We start from the raw sequence: 17446 nt of genomic DNA on the forward strand, positions 1-17446 counted from the left end.
TAATTTAATATATTCTCAAAAAAGTTTAGAAAATTGTTGCAATATTGTTGAAATTATCGAAGCAAGTCCTTATACTAAATACTAAACTTGGTTTGAAATGAGTATGAAACCATATTTTATATTATTTGGAAAGGGGGACATAATAATTCTCAGAAAGCAGAATAAGAACTGGGCACCTTATTTTGCTATCAAGTTCATGATTGAGGTTAATAAACGATTTAATAATTGAGGGGAAAGAGGACACTATGAACACAGTGCTATTTCTTATTTTGTTTCCAATTGTTGTTGCACTGCTTTTGCTTATCTTGCCGCAGCCGGCTGTCCGGAAAGGCATTGTGGTGCTGTCAACAATCATTCTGACTGTAGCATCAGTCAATCTGGCTGTTCAGTATTTTAACACAGGGGCAGTATTCTTTAATCTGGATAATCAATATATTGATCTTGGAATATTTGCAATTGAGGTCATTCTAGCAGTCATTGTCATTGGGATTTCGCTGAAATACAAACAGTATCTGGCCGGGCTTTTGATGCTAACCAGTGCTGCAATTATGATATGGTTTGAAGGTTCTTATGGGGAAGAGATCCAGACATCGTATAATTTATTTGTTGATAATCTCTCTCTGATCATGACACTGATCATTGGTATCATCAGTAGTTTGATAGCGATATTTGCTGTTGGCTATATGAAGGATTATCATCATCATCACAAGGAAGTTAAAGACAGGACCCCGTTTTTCTTTTTTGTTATCTTCGTCTTTTTAGGAGCGATGTATGGGGTTGTTTTTGCCAACAATCTGATGTGGCTTTATTTCTTTTGGGAAATCACCACATTCAGTTCATTCTTCCTGATCGGCTACAGCCGCGAAGAAATTGCGATTAAGAATGCGTTCAGGGCTTTAAACATGAACCTGCTTGGTGGACTTGGTTTTTCCATCGCCATTGTCTACCTATTTATCAATGCGCATACGATTGAGCTGAACATGCTGCCGGAGCTTGCGTCTACCGTAGTGCTTCTGCCGACAGCGTTACTTGCGTTTGCCGGGTTAACAAAAGCTGCCCAGATGCCGTTTTCTTCCTGGCTGCTTGGAGCGATGGTTGCGCCGACCCCTGTTTCCGCACTGCTCCATTCCAGTACCATGATTAAAGCTGGTGTGTACTTAATCATCAGACTTTCACCGGTTTTTGCTTTTGTTGACGGCGGTTCAATGGTCGGACTGTTTGTCGCGATGGTTGGGGCGGTGACATTTGTCCTGACAGCCTTTATGGCCATCTCCCAGTCGGATGCCAAACGTGTACTCGCATATTCAACGATTTCCAATCTTGGCCTGATTATTGTTTGCGCCGGCATTGGAACCTATCAATTGATGTGGGCTGCGATCATGCTTATGATCTTCCATGCGATTGCCAAGTCTTTGCTCTTCCTGTCTGTTGGTACAGTCGAGCATAACATCGGTGACCGTATCATCGAGTCCATGGACGGACTGATTACCAAAATGCCGAAGATTGCAATTGGTATGGTCATCGGGATTGCGGGAATGTTTCTTGCTCCATTCGGTATGCTGATCAGTAAGTGGGCAGCGCTCGAAGGGCTGGTTACAGCAAATCCGGTACTCACGGTATTTGTGGCCTTTGGAAGTGCCGCAACTTTATTCTTCTGGACAAAGTGGCTCGGTAAGCTTTTGATGGTGAAAGAAAGACCGCTGGAATTCCAGTCAAAGGTCCCAGGGACAGAACGCTTTACGCTGACTACGCTTGCTGTTTTGACAGTTGGGATTTGTCTGCTGTTCCCGCTCATCTCGAAATATTCTCTGGAGCCGTTTATTGCGTCCATCTATAATCAGACATACCTACTGGATCAGGGAAATGTCATTATTCTGCTGATTATGGTCGGTCTGATGGTCGTTCTGCCTGTGGGTCTGTCGTTCACGCACAAGAATTATCAGTATAAACCGCAGTACCTGGCGGGACTCAATACTCCCGAAAAAGAGAAGTTTTATGGTTCTCTGGGTCTTACAAGAGAAATAACGATGAGGAGTTTCTATCTGGAAAATATTTTCGGTGAGAGCAAACTGTTTAAACTTGGTGTTGTGATCAGTATTGTTCTAATCATCATAATGTTTGGGGTGGGGATCATATGAGTGGAAATTATGCATGGTTAATGGTCATTCTCTATATCATTCTGGCCCCGTTCATCGGTGGTTTGATTGCCGGGGTGGACCGCAGAATATCTGCCAGGATGCAGAGCAGATACGGTCCGCCGATTCTGCAGCCTTTCTATGATATTTTTAAATTGATGAACAAAAGCAGTATTGCGGTAAATCCGCAGCAGAGGCTGTACATCATCTGTTTTATCGTTTTTGTAATTATCTCGGGAGCGATATTCTTTGGCGGCGGAGACTTGCTGCTGGCGATTTTCGCTTTGACGCTGGCCAGTATCTTCCTGATCATTGCGGCCTACTCTACTTTTTCGCCGTACGCCTATATCGGTGCAGAGAGAGAAATGCTGCAGATCATGGCCTATGAGCCGATGGTCATTTTAACGACTGTAGGAATGTACATGGTGACGAAAAGTTTTAATGTTTGGGACATCGCAATGTATGACCAACCGCTGCTTTACAGTCTGCCAGGTATTTTTCTTGGATTCCTGTTTATCCTAACCATTAAATTCCGTAAATCACCTTTTGATATATCGATGTCTCATCATGCGCATCAGGAGATTGTCCGTGGGATTATCACGGAATTTTCCGGGACGGATCTGGCGCTGATTGAGATTGCCCACTGGTATGAAAATGTCTTCCTGCTGGGTATTGTCTGTCTGTTCTTCGCGTCGAGCCCGATCATTGCCTTAATCCTGGCGATCGTCGTCTATTTCCTGGAGATCTGGATCGATAACAACTATTCCCGTCTTAAATGGCAGTCCGTACTCGGAAGCGCCTGGATCGTTGCACTTGTGCTCGGCGTAGGCAACATCGCCTATCTGGCACTCAGATGAAAAACCTTATACTGATTGGAGTGAAATGATTTGTCATACTTGCCGAAGTCTCCTTGGTTGGTCCATTACGACGCCTCCAGCTGCAATGGCTGTGACATCGAAGTACTGGCTTGTCTGACGCCTTTATATGATGTCGAGCGTTTTGGCGTTCTCAATATTGGCAATCCAAAGCATGCCGATATTTTCGTCGTGACAGGATCTGTCAATGAACAAAATAAAGAGGTCATTAAAAATATTTATAACCAGATGGCGGATCCGAAAGTTGTTGTGGCGATCGGAGCCTGTGCCACTTCCGGAGGAATCTTCCGTGAATGCTACAATGTCCAGGGCGGAATCGATAACGTCATTCCGGTAGACGTGTATGTCCCTGGGTGTGCTGCCAGACCTGAAGCAATCATTGACGGTGTTGTTCAGGCTTTGGGAGTTCTTGAGGAAAAATATCAGAACTTGAGGAAGGTGGCGAAATAGATGACGGAACGTATCATTAATCCGGTTACAGCTGAAGAGCTTGTTGATCGTGCGAAGCAGTATCTGCAGAATGGGTATCGCCTGATCCAAATCTGCTGTACAAAAACGCCATCGGAAATGTATTTGCTTTATTCGTTTGAAAAGCTGGACTTGACTTTGGAAAATCTGAGATTGGATGTCCAGTCTGGCGATACTATTCCGAGTATCAGTGATGTGTATTTTGCCGCGTTTCTTTATGAAAACGAGATTCATGATCTCTATGGTATTAATGTCAGTGGAATGGCGGTTGATTTTCAGGGGACATTTTACGAGACGGCAGTTAAACAGCCTTTCAATATAGCTGCCGCAGATATAAAAGAATAGGAGAGGGATGGTAATATGGGTGAGCGAACAATAATTCCATTTGGCCCTCAGCATCCGGTACTGCCTGAACCGCTCCATCTCGATCTTATTATGGAAGATGAGAAAGTAGTTGGCGCAGTTCCTTCGATCGGGTTTGTGCACAGGGGCTTGGAAAAGCTGGTTGAAAAAAGAGATTTTAATGAAATGATTTATGTCATTGAACGTATTTGCGGGATCTGCAGTTTTATTCACGGACAGTCCTATGCCCAGACGCTGGAAGGCATGATGGGCGTGGACATTCCGCCCCGTGCCAAATATCTGCGTACCATCTGGGCGGAACTTTCCAGGGTACACAGCCACTTGCTCTGGCTCGGTCTCATGGCCGATGCTTATGGCTTTGAAAGCCTGTTTATGCATTGCTGGCGGATCCGGGAGAAAGTACTCGATATTTTTGAAGAGACCACCGGTGGCAGGGTTATATTTAGTGTATGTAAAATTGGCGGGGTCTGGAAGGATATTGACAACGACACATTGAATAGAATAAAGGTTATTGTCAAAGACATCGCGGAGGAAGCCAAAACGGTGACGGATGTATTTGTACGGGACTATTCCGTTCAGAAGAGAACCAGAGGCATAGGCGTCGTGACTTATCAGGAAGCGATCGATCTGGGTGCCGCTGGTCCAACCCTGAGAGGCAGTGGTGTTGTTCAGGATATGCGTACCTTAGGCTATGCCGCTTACGGTGATCTGAATTTTGAGCCAATCGTCGAAAAAGACGGCGACTGCTACGCCCGCACCGTGGTTCGGGTGCGTGAAGTATACCAGTCTCTGGATCTCATTCGCCAGTGTATTGAGAAAATACCTGACGGCGAGGTGGATATGAAGATAAAAGGCAATCCGAGCGGAGAATATATTTCACGTATGGAGCAGCCCCGCGGTCAGACTTTCTACTACGCTAAAGGCAACGGTACAAAATACTTGGAGAGGTTCAGAGTCAGAACACCAACGTTTGCGAATATCCCGACGCTGTTGAAAATACTGCCAGGCGCAGACCTTGCAGATGTTCCGGTGCTGGCATTGACCATCGATCCTTGTATCAGCTGTACGGAAAGGTAGGGAGAGACGCATGGCTTTTAATGTAATTAACAAAACGATTATGAAAAGTTTATTCAGCAAACCTGCTACAGCGATGTATCCGGTCATCAAAAATGAGTTTTATCCCAATACGCGCGGCAGCATTGAGATGGCTAAGATAGAAAATTGCTCGTTCTGCGGCATTTGTTCTAAAAGATGTCCGGCCACAGCTATTGCGGTCGGTAAATCCGATAAAAAGTGGGAAATCGATCGTACCCGCTGTATTGTTTGCAATTTCTGTGTTCAGGTATGCCCGAAAAACTGCCTGAATACCCAAAGAAGTTATACTGCACCAATGAGAGATAAATCGAGTAAGTTGTTTACTGCATATGGGCCTGTCGTCCAGGAAGTTGCTTCCGGGACAGCAGCTCAGGATAATCCTACACAGGTGGAAACAGTAGAAGAAGATGCATGAATTTCCGATTACTGAACAAATCATAAAAATTGCTTCTGAAAAAGCCAAAGAGAATAATGCGCGTAGTATTACGCGCATTACCTTGGTTGTCGGAGAACAGTCCGGCTTTATTGGCGAATCCATTCAGATGTATTTTGACATTATTTCGAAAGACACGCTCTGCGAGGGGGCTGTTCTCGAAATGGAGAATATTAAAGCCAAGTGGTACTGCCCGGACTGCAATATTCATTATGCGCGTCAGCCGTTTTCTTTTGCCTGCCCTGACTGCGGCAATGATGGCATGCCAACAAACATTGGAAAAGAATTCTATGTTAAAGATATAGAAATAGAAACAGAATAAAAAGGGGGGCCTTAAGTGGCTGAAAAAGAAATTCAGGTTGTCCAGAACATTTTTGATGAAAATGACAGGATAGCCTTTGCGACGCAGGAAAAACTGGGCAAAATGGGAGTCTTTGTTGTTAATATCATGGGGGCGCCCGGAGCGGGAAAGACATCGAGCATTATTAATCTAATTCAGCAGCTTTCTGAAAATAAAGTATATGTGATCGAAGGAGATATCGAATCGGATATTGACACGGTCAAGCTCAAAGAGTTAGGTATTGAAGCGATCCAGATCAACACGAATGGAGCATGTCATCTGGATGCGCCTACGATCCAGAGTTCCTTGGACGGATTGTCTTTCGACAAGCCCGGCCTGTTGTTCATTGAAAATATTGGTAATTTAGTCTGCCCGGCAGAATTCCAAATTGGTGAGCATATCAAAATGCTGATTTGTTCAGCAGCCGAGGGCAGCGATAAGCCGTACAAATATCCTCTGGCTTTTGAAAAAGCTGATGTGATTCTGCTTACGAAATGTGATTTAAAAACGTATGTTGATTTTAACGATGAATTTTTCCTTAAAGGTGTTAGAGCACTGAATAAAACTGCACCGGTGTTCGAAGTCAACGCCAAAACCGGACAAGGTTTTGAAGATGTTGCGGGATGGCTGCTGCAAAGAAAAAGCTAAAAGGTCATTCTTTGCTTTTTTAGGTCAACCGTAATAAAATAATTTTAGTATGATGTCAACCCTAAATCCTGTATATCACAATTTTGAGCTGACAAGGTACTAATAGATACTAGCGGCATTTGAACAGGGTGGTGAACGAAATGTGTGTGGCTGTTCCCGGGAAAGTAGTGGAAGTAAATGATTTTACCGGTAAGGTTGATTTCCAGGGGAATATTATTGATGTTAATATGGCCCTGGTGGATGCCCAAGCAGGTGATTACGTACTGGTTCATGCAGGATGCGCCATTGAAGTTATTCAGAAGGACACTGCCGATGAAATTTTGGAGCTATTTGCAGAATTGGAGTCACTGAAATATGAATCTTGATCATATACTGAAAGAGCTTGCGGGAGATCATCAAGAGCTTAAAATCATGGAAGTATGCGGAACTCATACTTCCTCAATCTTTAAGAACGGTATACGCAGTCTGCTTTCGCCAAAGATCAGGCTTATATCCGGCCCGGGCTGTCCGGTGTGCGTAACTCCGGCTTCCTATATTGATAAAGCCATTGAATGGGCCATGACCCCGAACTACGTGCTGCTTACCTTTGGCGATATGATGAAAGTGCCGGGCTCGGAGAAATCTTTAAGTGAGGCCAAGGCGGACGGGGCAAGGGTCGAGATCATGTACTCACCGCAGGAAGCGCTTAAGAAGGCCGCAGCTAACCCGGAACTTACGTATGTGATTGCCTGCGTCGGCTTTGAAACCACGATTCCGTCTTATGCACTGGTTATTGAGCAAACGGAGCGTTCCGGTCTGACGAATATTAAGTTTTTGACTGCACTGCGCAGGGTTATGCCGGCTCTTGATTTTATCTGCGCCACGGATAATGAAATATCAGCGTTTATTGCGCCGGGGCATGTCAGCACGATTCTTGGTTCGCAGGCCTATGCAGGTTTGACGGAGCAGTATATGAAGCCTTTTGCCGTAGCCGGCTTTGAAGGGGAACATATCCTGATCGCCATTTACGATTTGGTTAAACAAGTCGAAAATCATAAACACGAAGTGCATAATCTTTATCCTTCCGTGGTTAAGCCCGAGGGGAACGCGGTTGCTTTAGCCTATATCAACAATTATTTTGAGTCTGGACAGGCTTTTTGGCGTGGGATCGGCGTTATTGAGGATTCCGGTTTATATCTGAATCAAAAATACCGGAAATACGATGCCGGTTCGGCCGACCTTGCCGGTGATACTGCTCAAAAAACGACGAACTGCCGCTGCGGCGAGGTTATCCTTGGTAAGATCAACCCTGATGAGTGTCCGATGTTTGGGAAGGTCTGTACACCGGCTAAAGCGCAGGGACCCTGTATGGTATCGTCTGAGGGCACCTGCGGCATTTGGTTTCGGTTTACCAGAAAGTAATCCATTCATAAATTTGTAATCAACGTTTAAATGTTGCCTATGAGAAAATAAGTCGGGAAAATATACTAAGAAGATAGATAAGATAGATAAGATAGATACAGTAAGATAGTTTACAGATGGACTCAGGCAGGCTAAGCAGCCTGTAATGAAAAATGAGTAGGTGAGTAAATGAAGATTGTAATGGCGCATGGGAGCGGCGGCAATGCTACCAGGGAGCTTATCAAAGATCTTTTTCATAAATATTTAGCCAACGATTACCTTGATAAAATGGAAGATTCGGCAATCCTGCCTGTTTCCGAATACCCTCTGGCGATGACCACCGATTCTTTTGTGGTCACGCCTCTGGAATTCCCGGGCGGGGATATCGGCAAGCTTGCTGTCTGTGGAACGGTAAACGATCTCTGGATGGCAGGAGCCGAGCCTCAGTATCTGACAGCGGGATTTATTCTCGAAGAAGGCCTCGATCTGGATTTGCTTGACCGCGTCGTCGCTTCACTGAGCAGAACGGCTAAGGAAGCAGGCATCAAAATTGTTGCCGGAGATACCAAAGTCGTTCAGGGAAATGGCGGTTTGTATATCAACACAGCCGGTCTTGGTTTCAGAAAAAGCGGCAGGCACATTGGCACAGATGTGATCCGTGAGGGAGATGCGCTCATCGTTAGCGGTGATTTGGGCAACCATCACGCCTGCATCATGTCTCAGCGCATGGAGATTGTCAATTCAATCCAAAGTGACTGTGCAAATCTTGGACCAATGGTTGAAGATTTGCTTCAGGCAGGCATTGAGGTCCGCGCGATGAGGGATATTACCCGGGGGGGCTTAGGCACGGTTCTGAATGAGATTGCCGAAGCTTCAAACCATGCCGTAGAAATCGAGGAGAAAAGCATTCCTGTGGATCCGGAAGTCAAATCCTTCTGTGATATCTTAGGCCTGGATCCGCTCTATATGGCCAATGAAGGAAAGTTTCTCTGTATCACTGCTCAGGAACATGCGGAACGGGCTCTGAATATTCTAAAGCAAAATCCTCTTGGCACCAAGGCGAGGCTGATTGGCAGCGTCACAGAGACCGGAAAACCTCTCGTAACAGTGAAAACAAGACTCGGAGGGAAAAGGGTTATCGATGTCTTATATGGTGAAGGCCTTCCAAGGATTTGTTAGAAGCCCTTTAAGAACCAGGAAGCTGTCAGCTAAGGGCTTCCTGATCTGGATTGCAGCTACAGCATTCGTCCAGGTCATTATTGCTGAAATGATCCAACGGGGAGATTTTAAATCAGCTCTTGTATGGATCTATTCCAATCTCCTGGTATTTTTAATGAACGATTTTTTGGCAATTGTACTTCTGTGTTTTTTTCTTTTTCTTACAGGGAATCTGCGGCTTACGGTCATTTCTTCATCCGTCCTGCTGATTTTACTTTCGTTAACAAATATGGTAAAGAAACAGTTTTTAGGGGATCCTTTATTTCCCTGGGATTTTGGGAGATTCGATCAGGTTTATAATCTGTTGCCTAAGATTTCTGGAGAAGTGCTGCCGGTCCTTTTTTTTCTTGGCGTGATGATTATCGTCCTTATTCTGGCCGGGGTATTCTTTGTTCCGAAATATCGCCTACGCTTAAGGACCAGGATGGGTGTTCTTGCGGGCGTCGCTATTCTGATACCATTGCTGGTTTTTTACCGGCATACGCCGCTACAGACGTTGTTTAAAATGGCAGAAATCGAACATATCTACTGGGTCCAAACCCAAAACAGCTTACAGAACGGTTTTCTTCTGGGTTTCATGATGAACACGGAATATATCATGGTTTTGAAGCCAGCTGGCTATAGTGAAGAAACCATCAGCAAGATCACAGCCGAGGACAAAGCCGGTTCGTCAGCGGCGGCTGCTGGTGTTCAGGACAGCGGAATGAAGCCGGATATTGTTGTCATTCTGGATGAATCTTTCTGGGATCCTACCAGGCTTCCGAAGGTTGCTTTTTCTGAAGATCCGCTGCCGAATTTTCGAGAATTAAGCAACGAGGGCACTTCTGGCGAGATATTATCCCCGGTGTTTGGAGGAAGTACGGCTAATGTGGAATTTGAGTTTTTGACAGGATTATCGACCAATTTCCTGCCACAGGGAGCGATTGCTTACCAGCAGTATGTCACAAAATCCCTGCCTGCTTTGCCGAACTTGCTTCAGCGTTACGGCTACGAGACGACGGCCATTCATCCCTACCACGGCTGGTTCTATGACAGGGACAAGATTTACCCGCTGCTGGGTTTTCAGCACTTTTATAGTCTGGAAGATTTCAACGGGGCCAAAATTGACGGTGAATATATTGCAGATATCGAAGTCAGTAAAAGAATTATTCAAGAGCTTCAAACAGCCGATCAGCCGGAATTCATTTTTGCTGTAACGATGCAAAATCACGGTCCTTATCCGGCGGACCGTTACAGTGATCATACGGTCAGTACATCCGGCAGTCTTACATCCGAAGGAAAAGGGATTTTAGACACCTATGCGGAAGGCGTACGGGATGCAGATGCGTCGCTGGCTTATCTGACTGACTATTTGCGGAAATCGGACAGGCCAACAATCGTCGTTTATTTTGGGGACCACCTGCCTTTTTTGGGCAAGGATTATCAGGTCTATAAAGAAACCGGCTATATTACCGGGAATGAAAACGAATGGTCAACGGGGGACACCTTAAAAATGAAATCGGTCCCGCTGATCATCTGGTCAAACGATCAGCAGGACACTGTTGAAACAAATGCAAATGCAGATACAGATACAGATACAGATACAGATACAAGTTCTGCGGACGCAGCCAAAACGATACGAAGTGCCACAGATTTGGGACTTATCAGTCCGTCGTTTCTAGGGGCCTATTTGTTGAAACAGCTGAATTATCCAGGGAATACTATTTTTGAGTATACCGGTCGGATGGCAGATGTACTGCCCGTTTATGGCAAATCGGTCTTCGTTGACCAATATGGGCAGACGTACGACGAGCTTCCTTCATCATTTCAGGAAGCAGAAAAAGATTACTGGCTGCTGGAATATGACTTGTTATTTGGAAAGCAATATTCAAAAAAATAAGGTGAGCGTTTGAGACGGGTAAAGTTTTTAGCTAGAGTTGATAGATCGTAGTTTGTGTATTAGAAGCCAATGAATATACAGGAAAGAGGGATAAAAATGCTTGATTTGTTATATGATAGAAGAAGTATCCGTAAATATAGTCCGGCCGCAATAGAAAAAGATAAAATCCAAAATCTGGTCAAGGCTGCTTTGTTGGCCCCTTCTGGTAGAGGGATTCAGCCGCAGCGTTTCATCATTGTGGAAGATCATGACCTGCTTCAGAAACTTTCCTTGGCCAGAGAGCACGGCTCAGCTTTCTTAAGCGGAGCCCCTTTGTGCATTGTGGTTCTGGCGGACAGCAGTCTAACCGATGTCTGGACCGAAGATGCATCCATAGCTGCGATCATTATTCAATTGGCCGCAAAATCGATGGGACTAGGCTCCTGCTGGGTTCAGGTCAGAAACAGAAATCAGTCCGAGGGAAAGACCACGGAAGAATATATCCAGGAAGTGCTGAATATACCTCAAGGCTTAAAAGTGGAATGTATGATTGGGCTTGGATATCCTGCTGAACAAAAATTACGCAGGACGGAGCAAGATTTGCAGTATCAAAATATATTTGTCAATCAATACGGAACAGAATTTCTAAACAAATATTAAGCATATAAGCTTATCCTATAAATAAATTCTTGTGGAGGTGTTGTTCATGGATTGTCCGGTGTGTCATGTGAAATTGCAGATGACGGAACGCAAAGGAGTAGAAATTGATTACTGCCCACAGTGCCGCGGGATCTGGCTCGATCGCGGCGAATTGGACAAAATTATCGAAAAATCTCAATCCGAGAGCAGTACTCAGGAACGCAGACCTGGATATGTGAATGAATACGGAAATTATGAGCATGAAAACAAACATCATGATCGTGAACATGAGCATGCGTATGATCGGGACCATTACGGCAAAAATTCGAAGCAACGCAGGGGATCTTTTTTAAGTGATCTATTCGATTTTGGCGGTGACTGATCCATGCCTCAACGAAAAAGTGAGGAATTTATTGCCTGGGATAAAAAACAGCAAAAATGCAAATTCTAAGATTGTAAAAGGGTACGTAATGGTTGAGCCAAGACTCTGTTATGCTCTTTCGGGGGTGTAACCGGGTCGGCCAAAGATTATCTGAAGGTCAAAGGCTTTCAAATAGTCGGAGGGAAGATTTTTAACGGTTGGGAAAAGCTTTGAGGCAGTCGATTAATTTTTATTGTTTTAGGGTTCCAACCTATCGTTAAGGGTCGAGCTAAGATTATGCCGGGTGTCGTATATTCTATGAGTTTGTAAGTTCGTTACAAAGTTATAGAATTAATGGTTGGCTGCAGCCGTGAGGTTGCTGTCAGCTGTTAAGATATCTTGCATGGTCGAACAAACCATGATCATAGGTGGCGACCTGCTTGGTTATGGTCGAAAGATCATGGCTAGGTAATCAACCATCTATGGTGGTGCAAGGTAGATCATTGCGTGCTCTTTTCAGACTAAAATACATAGCAGAAAAAGAATGATGAAGAATAAAACGAAAAAGCAGAGCAACGACTCTGTTTTTTTGCTGAGTCATTCTATATATTTTTTTTTGCTATTTTCTATAAAGGTTCCTTTCCATAGATAAGTATGGGCCTAGTTTTATGAATAAAAGGCTTAAAATATTTTTTAGGAAGTGGACGGTATCTCAGAGGTACATTTTTTATATAATCGTCAGACCTTTGACAAGATGAAGCAGGTTAGCTCGTTCAGACGGCACAAGCTGGTCAACAAAGGAAATCAGCCGGATTTGCCACTCTTTCATTTCTTCAGAGGCCGCGTACCCGGAATGGATAAAAAATGATGGATCGGGCGCCGGGAGTGATTTGATCAGCAGCGCAAGTTCCAGCGTGGTTAAGGAATGATAAATACTGTCATATTCATCTTCCAAAAGGCAGGATGCTTCGAGAATATCTGCCAGGTCGGCAGCGCTGTGAATTTCCCTCCGGATGATTGCAAGCTTATCTTCAATATAGCGGCATTGTCGGATTTCTTCGGCAATGTCTCGGAATATGTCATCTGCTAAGCCCGGTCCGTCTTCAAAAATGATCGCAGGGCGCTCCGGTTGCGCTTTTAAAGTAATAAAGACTGCTTCCAACCGCCCATTATGCAAAGCATTTTTGAGCCTGACAGCAAAAGAAGCCATACTTTCTTGAAGCAGCTGAACCTGACTCCTGTCATTAAACGCGAGCTCATCGCTGACTTGGGTCAAAGCATTCTGCAGCATAACATCAAATTCCTGGTCGGGGAGCTTTGATAATTTCTGCTGAAGGTATTCCCGATCCTGTTGACTGATATTCAATTGACGCGCAGACTTGCCGGCCAGTACTGAGCCAAGTGATTGGGCTAATACCAGCTCAAAAATATTCAGCAGCAAGTCCTCGGAATGATCGTGATACCCACGCAGCAAACATTGGATGTCTTCATCGGGGAAATTCAGGCAGAACGTATCCTCATGGTATAATTGCTGCAAGTAATGATGAATATAGACAATCCCTGTTAAATCCATCTGATCATTGCTAAGCGGGTAATCGATTGAACCGGGTGTTTCGTGCGCGGCGAATTCCGGATCATAAGCTGTAAAAAATGCCGGAATGCCATTTTCGAGCGTATCGCTATAGGCCTGGTTAGCAAAGGTCAAACCGTCATGATTAATTACAGACAGAAGTGTTTTGGCTTCACTGATGCGAAGATTAATAATGTTTCTGCCTTCCTGAAACAGATCATTGATTTGGTCTTGTTTGAGACAATCCAGACAGAGACTGGGATTAGAAAGGCTCTTCAGATAGATACCGATCGTATACAGGATGGACAGCATGATACTTTGCGCTGTTTCCGACTTTACGGAGCAGCTGTCGCCATGTGTAAACCGTTTCAGTTGTTTTGTCAGGAGTTTAACGATTTGTGTTTGCATATGCTGAAGTTCAACGTCAGTCAGCAGTCCATGCTGAAAAGCCTGTTCCAAAAGTGACTGAAGAACAGCGCTTTCAGGAAGAGACATATTCAATACCGCGTGTTTTCTGAGTAAATTCACCATACGTCCACCTCCTCATTGTCCGGATCATCTTCGTTGGGGTGTACATTCCAATAATCCGTCAGGCCATAGCGGATATTACGGGCAAGCGTTTCCAGTTCGCGGTTTTGCAGCAACTCAAGCGAGCCCTGACAGTTCCCGTCAAAATAAACCTTCATCAGTCCGATCAACTCGTCGTCGCTTATTTCATCAAGCGTCTCATTCTTAAAATAATAAAATGCCTCGATCAGGTCATTTAGGGCAGCGGCATAATTATGACAGGAGAGAAAAGGGGAATCACAAAAGCGGAGAATGAGCTTATTAATCATGCCGCCTGCAAATTCAACCCGTCCGAAGCTGCGAAGAGAATGAGCGCGTGTTTCTACAAGCTCTAAGGCTTCTGATGCTGAAAGCTGTAAACCAAAGCGGGCCGTCTGGTCGTTGCATTCCAGGATCTCATGCACGGACATCTTGTTGATCATGGCAGGAGGGAGCAGCATAAATGGTTCCATTTCCGACATCCTTTCACTGTTGCATTGATTTGATTAGAGGATGATGCAAGAGGATATTGACAATCAGAAAGATGTGTGATATAGTAATGTAGAGAAGTTATATTAAAATATAAATAAAATCTAATTAAACTTAAATATACCATTGATCTCTTGAGGAGTCAATGGTTTTTATGAGGAAAAAAATGGCTAGAAAAACGTTTGATGAAAAGCTGCATCAGGCAAAAGATATGCCCAGAATAGAATTTATTGGCTATGACGAGAAGATGGCCAAGCGGTTTGGTGCTGGAAATATGTTGATTGCCGCTCCGCTGGAGTATGATGAAGTCATGAAAAGGATACCTCCGGGCAAACTGATTACTTCCGATGAGATCAGAGCTTATCTGGCCAAAAAACATCAAGCCGATTTCACCTGTCAGCTGACGGCAGGGATTTTTATTAATACCGCCGCCAATGCTTCGCAAGAAAGAGAGGATGCCGGTAATCCGGATATTACCCCGTACTGGCGGACGCTTAAGAAAGGCGGAGAATTGAATGATAAGTTTCCCGGTGGTCTGGATCATCAGAAGTTTTTGCTGGAGTCTGAGGGACATACAGTGATCCCCAAAGGGAAGAAGTATTTTGTTAAAGAATTTGAAAAATCTTTGTTTTTGTTATAGAGGGAAACATATTACGAAAAAATATAACGAAAAAAATGTTAAAGACATGGGCTTTCCCCGTGTCTTTAACATTATGAAGCAGCATGATATTAAACTTTGTTACGCAATACCCTGCTTGAGTCGTCGTTTTTTCCACTGGGGTATAAGTATCCTGTCCACTCCCCAGTAGTAGGCAGCTGCCCCGGCCCAAAGCAGTAAAGCTTCCCAGAATAATAACATTGGATTGGTGCTGACAGCACCAGCCAGTAGATAACTCATGTTCAGAAAGACTGCCGCAAGTAAAGCGATGGTCGTGAAGCAACCGAGGATCAATCCCAAGCCAACCAGAAGTTCTCCCCAGGCAATCACATAACCAAACACTTTGGCATTCGGAAGAGCAATATTTTGAATAAATGATGCATACCACCAGGATACATCAGGATGTTGGCCACCGGTTTTGGTCAGAGCTCCTTGTAAAAAACCTGTAACGGCCGCTCCCGCGTTCGGGCCTACCCAGGCTGCAGCACTTGCTCCAAAAGTTTTGCTGATACCGGCACTCAGCCACTCCCAGCCAATATATACGCGAATGACGGTCCACACAACTTGCATAAATCGCGATTCTCTCCAGCTCATATTAACCCTCCTTTAATTTTAGTATGGGATTACAAAATCTTTTTATACCGTTTCAATCTTGTAGATGTTCCCAAGTAATCAAAAACACAGAAAAATTGCAAATTAAAAGAAACAGGACGATATAAAATTTGAATGTACTTTGTCCATTCAAATTTCACATAACTGTCACCATTATTTCACATAAATGACATAATCAATTGTTAACATATTACCTACATTTAATGAAAGGAGTGATAGAATTGGATACGGATAAAGGAAATAAAATTGTTAATGTATTGCTTTGTATTGATCTTCTGATCTTGGTGATTACTGCGTTAACAAATGAAATGATTCCCAAGGAAATCTTTGAAAGCGTCCATGTTATTCCAGGTTTCTTATTAGTTGTTTTAGTGCTATTTCATCTTAGACTTAATAGTAAAGGCTTAAAGAAAAACAATAAATCAAGTGATACATATCTTTCAAAATGATCTGAAATCAAAAAGATCATAACCTAAAAAAACAGAAATAAAAATAAGGGAGTCGGATAATTCCGATTCCCTTATTTTTTTCTTCGGTTAAAAAAATCTATCCAAAAGTCTGCCCCAAAGCATAAATACAAAAAATAAAAAAAGGCCTCTGAGCCTCAAATTTACTTGGCAGGGGATGAAGGAGTTGAACCCTCACTGACGGTTTTGGAGACCGCTGTTCTACCATTAAACTAATCCCCTAGGTGTTTCCTACAGTTGACGACGAAAGCTATTATATCGGAATTACTTGATTGTGTCAACGATAACATTTCAGTTAACATTTCAGTCTGCATTTAAATTGATGGCAGATCATACATATAACAATCATTCAAATTATTTTGAAGGATTTTTGCCGTAAAAAACGAATAAAATAGTATAAAAGAAAACATTATAGCAAATCTTGGCGAGAGGATCGTTACGATTGAAAACTGACCTTCATATTCACACCAATCAGTCTGACGGAAGTCTCAAGGTTGAAGAGATTTTGCAAATTTCTTCTTTAAAAGGGATGGATATTGTCGCCATTACCGATCATGAGACAACATCCGGTGTCACCAAGGCGCAAAACATTGCGCCGGATTACGGAATTCGGATTATACCCGGACTTGAGTTGAATACCTATTACAAGAACCAGGAGATTCACCTGCTGGGCTATTACCGAGACATTAATAATGACTATCTTCAGGAAAAGCTTCAGCAAATCCGTAAAGAGAGAACTGCTGTTACAAAATTAATGCTCGGAAAGTTAAAAGATTTGGGACTGGTGCTCGAATGGCAGGAGATTGAAAATACAGCAAGTTTCGAAGGCGTCGTCAGCAAGTCTCATATTATTTACGCGATCTGGAATAAAACTGAACGTGATCAAAATCTCACTATTAATTGGGATAATCTTGCGTCCTGTCTCAGACCCGGCGGAACGGCCTATATACCCTATGAAGGCAACCCCTTTCCTGATGCGGTTGATCTGATTCTCGAAACAGGCGGGCTTCCTGTCCTGGCTCATCCGGGACTAATCGACCAGTCCCTGACTGAGGATCTTTTGAGTTACAAGCCGATTGGAATTGAAGTCTATTACGGTTACTGGGCTCAACGCGAAGAGAAGATTACCTATTTTGAAGAACTGTCACGAAAATACAGGACTCTCGCAACAGGTGGCAGCGACTATCATGGCTTTTTCAGTCAGGTCGAAATTGGAGAGGTCTCGGTTCCGGAAAAATGCGTGCTTAATCTTATGGAATATCTGCAGATCGACTGAGATCAATGATATCGA

Annotated in this window: 20 protein-coding genes and 1 tRNA gene; 17 read left to right on the forward strand and 4 right to left on the reverse strand. The window is 43.8% G+C overall.

All coding sequences use genetic code 11. From position 1 onward, the window contains the following. Positions 1 to 245 precede the first annotated feature (245 nt). From OKX56_RS09665 to OKX56_RS09730, 14 genes are all read left to right on the forward strand, one after another. Positions 246 to 2138 (forward strand): NADH-quinone oxidoreductase subunit 5 family protein, encoded by a 1893-nt coding sequence (locus OKX56_RS09665; protein ID WP_019226284.1) that lies wholly within the window; start codon positions 246 to 248, stop codon positions 2136 to 2138. Continuing rightward, the gene (locus OKX56_RS09670; RefSeq protein WP_025205785.1) at positions 2135 to 2992 is read left to right on the forward strand and encodes a respiratory chain complex I subunit 1 family protein; all 858 of its coding nucleotides are present in this window, start codon (positions 2135 to 2137) and stop codon (positions 2990 to 2992) included. The genes OKX56_RS09665 and OKX56_RS09670 overlap by 4 nt, the downstream gene beginning before the upstream one ends. A 30-nt stretch (positions 2993 to 3022) precedes the next feature. Further along, entirely contained in the window at positions 3023 to 3460 is a 438-nt protein-coding gene (locus tag OKX56_RS09675) for an NADH-quinone oxidoreductase subunit B family protein (protein WP_019226285.1), read from the forward strand. After that, positions 3461 to 3823 (forward strand): NADH-quinone oxidoreductase subunit C, encoded by a 363-nt coding sequence (locus OKX56_RS09680; protein ID WP_019226286.1) that lies wholly within the window; start codon positions 3461 to 3463, stop codon positions 3821 to 3823. A 15-nt stretch (positions 3824 to 3838) separates the two neighbouring features. After that, entirely contained in the window at positions 3839 to 4918 is a 1080-nt protein-coding gene (locus OKX56_RS09685) for a hydrogenase large subunit (RefSeq protein WP_019226287.1), read from the forward strand. A gap of 10 nt (positions 4919 to 4928) precedes the next feature. Beyond that, positions 4929 to 5351, forward strand: a complete 423-nt coding sequence (locus OKX56_RS09690) for a 4Fe-4S binding protein (RefSeq protein WP_019226288.1) — start codon at positions 4929 to 4931, stop codon at positions 5349 to 5351. Further along, positions 5344 to 5691, forward strand: coding sequence for a hydrogenase maturation nickel metallochaperone HypA (gene hypA, locus OKX56_RS09695; protein ID WP_019226289.1), 348 nt, complete (start codon positions 5344 to 5346; stop codon positions 5689 to 5691). The genes OKX56_RS09690 and hypA overlap by 8 nt, the downstream gene beginning before the upstream one ends. A 15-nt stretch (positions 5692 to 5706) precedes the next feature. Next, positions 5707 to 6357 (forward strand): hydrogenase nickel incorporation protein HypB, encoded by a 651-nt coding sequence (gene hypB, locus OKX56_RS09700; RefSeq protein ID WP_019226290.1) that lies wholly within the window; start codon positions 5707 to 5709, stop codon positions 6355 to 6357. Between the two features lie 140 nt (positions 6358 to 6497). Then, complete coding sequence (locus OKX56_RS09705) at positions 6498 to 6722, forward strand: HypC/HybG/HupF family hydrogenase formation chaperone (protein ID WP_015042845.1); 225 nt, start codon at positions 6498 to 6500, stop codon at positions 6720 to 6722. Further along, complete coding sequence (gene hypD, locus OKX56_RS09710; RefSeq protein ID WP_019226291.1) at positions 6712 to 7758, forward strand: hydrogenase formation protein HypD; 1047 nt, start codon at positions 6712 to 6714, stop codon at positions 7756 to 7758. The genes OKX56_RS09705 and hypD overlap by 11 nt, the downstream gene beginning before the upstream one ends. Before the next feature lie 168 nt (positions 7759 to 7926). Beyond that, on the forward strand, positions 7927 to 8916 hold the full coding sequence (gene hypE, locus OKX56_RS09715) for a hydrogenase expression/formation protein HypE (RefSeq protein WP_019226292.1): 990 nt from the start codon (positions 7927 to 7929) through the stop codon (positions 8914 to 8916). Next, the gene (locus OKX56_RS09720; protein WP_019226293.1) at positions 8879 to 10834 is read left to right on the forward strand and encodes an LTA synthase family protein; all 1956 of its coding nucleotides are present in this window, start codon (positions 8879 to 8881) and stop codon (positions 10832 to 10834) included. The genes hypE and OKX56_RS09720 overlap by 38 nt, the downstream gene beginning before the upstream one ends. Positions 10835 to 10930: 96 nt before the next feature. Then, positions 10931 to 11473, forward strand: a complete 543-nt coding sequence (locus tag OKX56_RS09725; protein ID WP_025205783.1) for a nitroreductase family protein — start codon at positions 10931 to 10933, stop codon at positions 11471 to 11473. 46 nt (positions 11474 to 11519) lie between these two features. Continuing rightward, a complete protein-coding gene (locus tag OKX56_RS09730) occupies positions 11520 to 11834 on the forward strand; it encodes a TFIIB-type zinc ribbon-containing protein (RefSeq protein WP_019226295.1) in 315 nt (104 codons plus the stop codon). A gap of 706 nt (positions 11835 to 12540) precedes the next feature. On the opposite strand, the gene OKX56_RS09735 is transcribed toward OKX56_RS09730, so the two are convergent. Together OKX56_RS09735 and OKX56_RS09740 are read right to left on the reverse strand one after the other, a co-directional pair. After that, a complete protein-coding gene (locus OKX56_RS09735) occupies positions 12541 to 13914 on the reverse strand; it encodes a DUF6179 domain-containing protein (protein ID WP_068883556.1) in 1374 nt (457 codons plus the stop codon). Beyond that, positions 13908 to 14402, reverse strand: coding sequence for a DUF6323 family protein (locus OKX56_RS09740; RefSeq protein WP_025205780.1), 495 nt, complete (start codon positions 14400 to 14402; stop codon positions 13908 to 13910). Before OKX56_RS09740 ends, OKX56_RS09735 begins: the two co-directional genes overlap by 7 nt. A 182-nt stretch (positions 14403 to 14584) precedes the next feature. On the opposite strand from OKX56_RS09740, the gene OKX56_RS09745 reads away from it, so the two are divergent. After that, positions 14585 to 15058 carry an MGMT family protein gene (locus OKX56_RS09745; RefSeq protein ID WP_025205779.1) on the forward strand — a complete coding sequence of 158 codons (474 nt, stop codon included), beginning with the start codon at positions 14585 to 14587 and terminating at the stop codon, positions 15056 to 15058. A 99-nt stretch (positions 15059 to 15157) separates the two neighbouring features. Here OKX56_RS09745 and OKX56_RS09750 read toward each other — a convergent pair whose 3' ends face one another. Beyond that, complete coding sequence (locus OKX56_RS09750) at positions 15158 to 15670, reverse strand: DoxX family membrane protein (protein WP_025205778.1); 513 nt, start codon at positions 15668 to 15670, stop codon at positions 15158 to 15160. A 230-nt stretch (positions 15671 to 15900) separates the two neighbouring features. Here OKX56_RS09750 and OKX56_RS09755 point away from each other — a divergent pair, with 230 nt between their 5' ends. Next, positions 15901 to 16137, forward strand: a complete 237-nt coding sequence (locus tag OKX56_RS09755) for a hypothetical protein (protein ID WP_502851140.1) — start codon at positions 15901 to 15903, stop codon at positions 16135 to 16137. A 166-nt stretch (positions 16138 to 16303) separates the two neighbouring features. Here OKX56_RS09755 and OKX56_RS09760 read toward each other — a convergent pair. Continuing rightward, positions 16304 to 16377 (reverse strand) — tRNA-Trp (locus OKX56_RS09760). Positions 16378 to 16597: 220 nt separating this feature from the next. Between OKX56_RS09760 and OKX56_RS09765 the strand changes: the two genes are divergently transcribed. Then, on the forward strand, positions 16598 to 17431 hold the full coding sequence (locus tag OKX56_RS09765; RefSeq protein WP_025205777.1) for a PHP domain-containing protein: 834 nt from the start codon (positions 16598 to 16600) through the stop codon (positions 17429 to 17431). The last annotated feature ends 15 nt before the right edge of the window (positions 17432 to 17446 follow it).

The sequence above is a fragment of the Dehalobacter sp. genome, assembly GCF_030063005.1.
Taxonomy (GTDB): Bacteria; Bacillota; Desulfitobacteriia; order Desulfitobacteriales; family Syntrophobotulaceae; genus Dehalobacter; species Dehalobacter restrictus.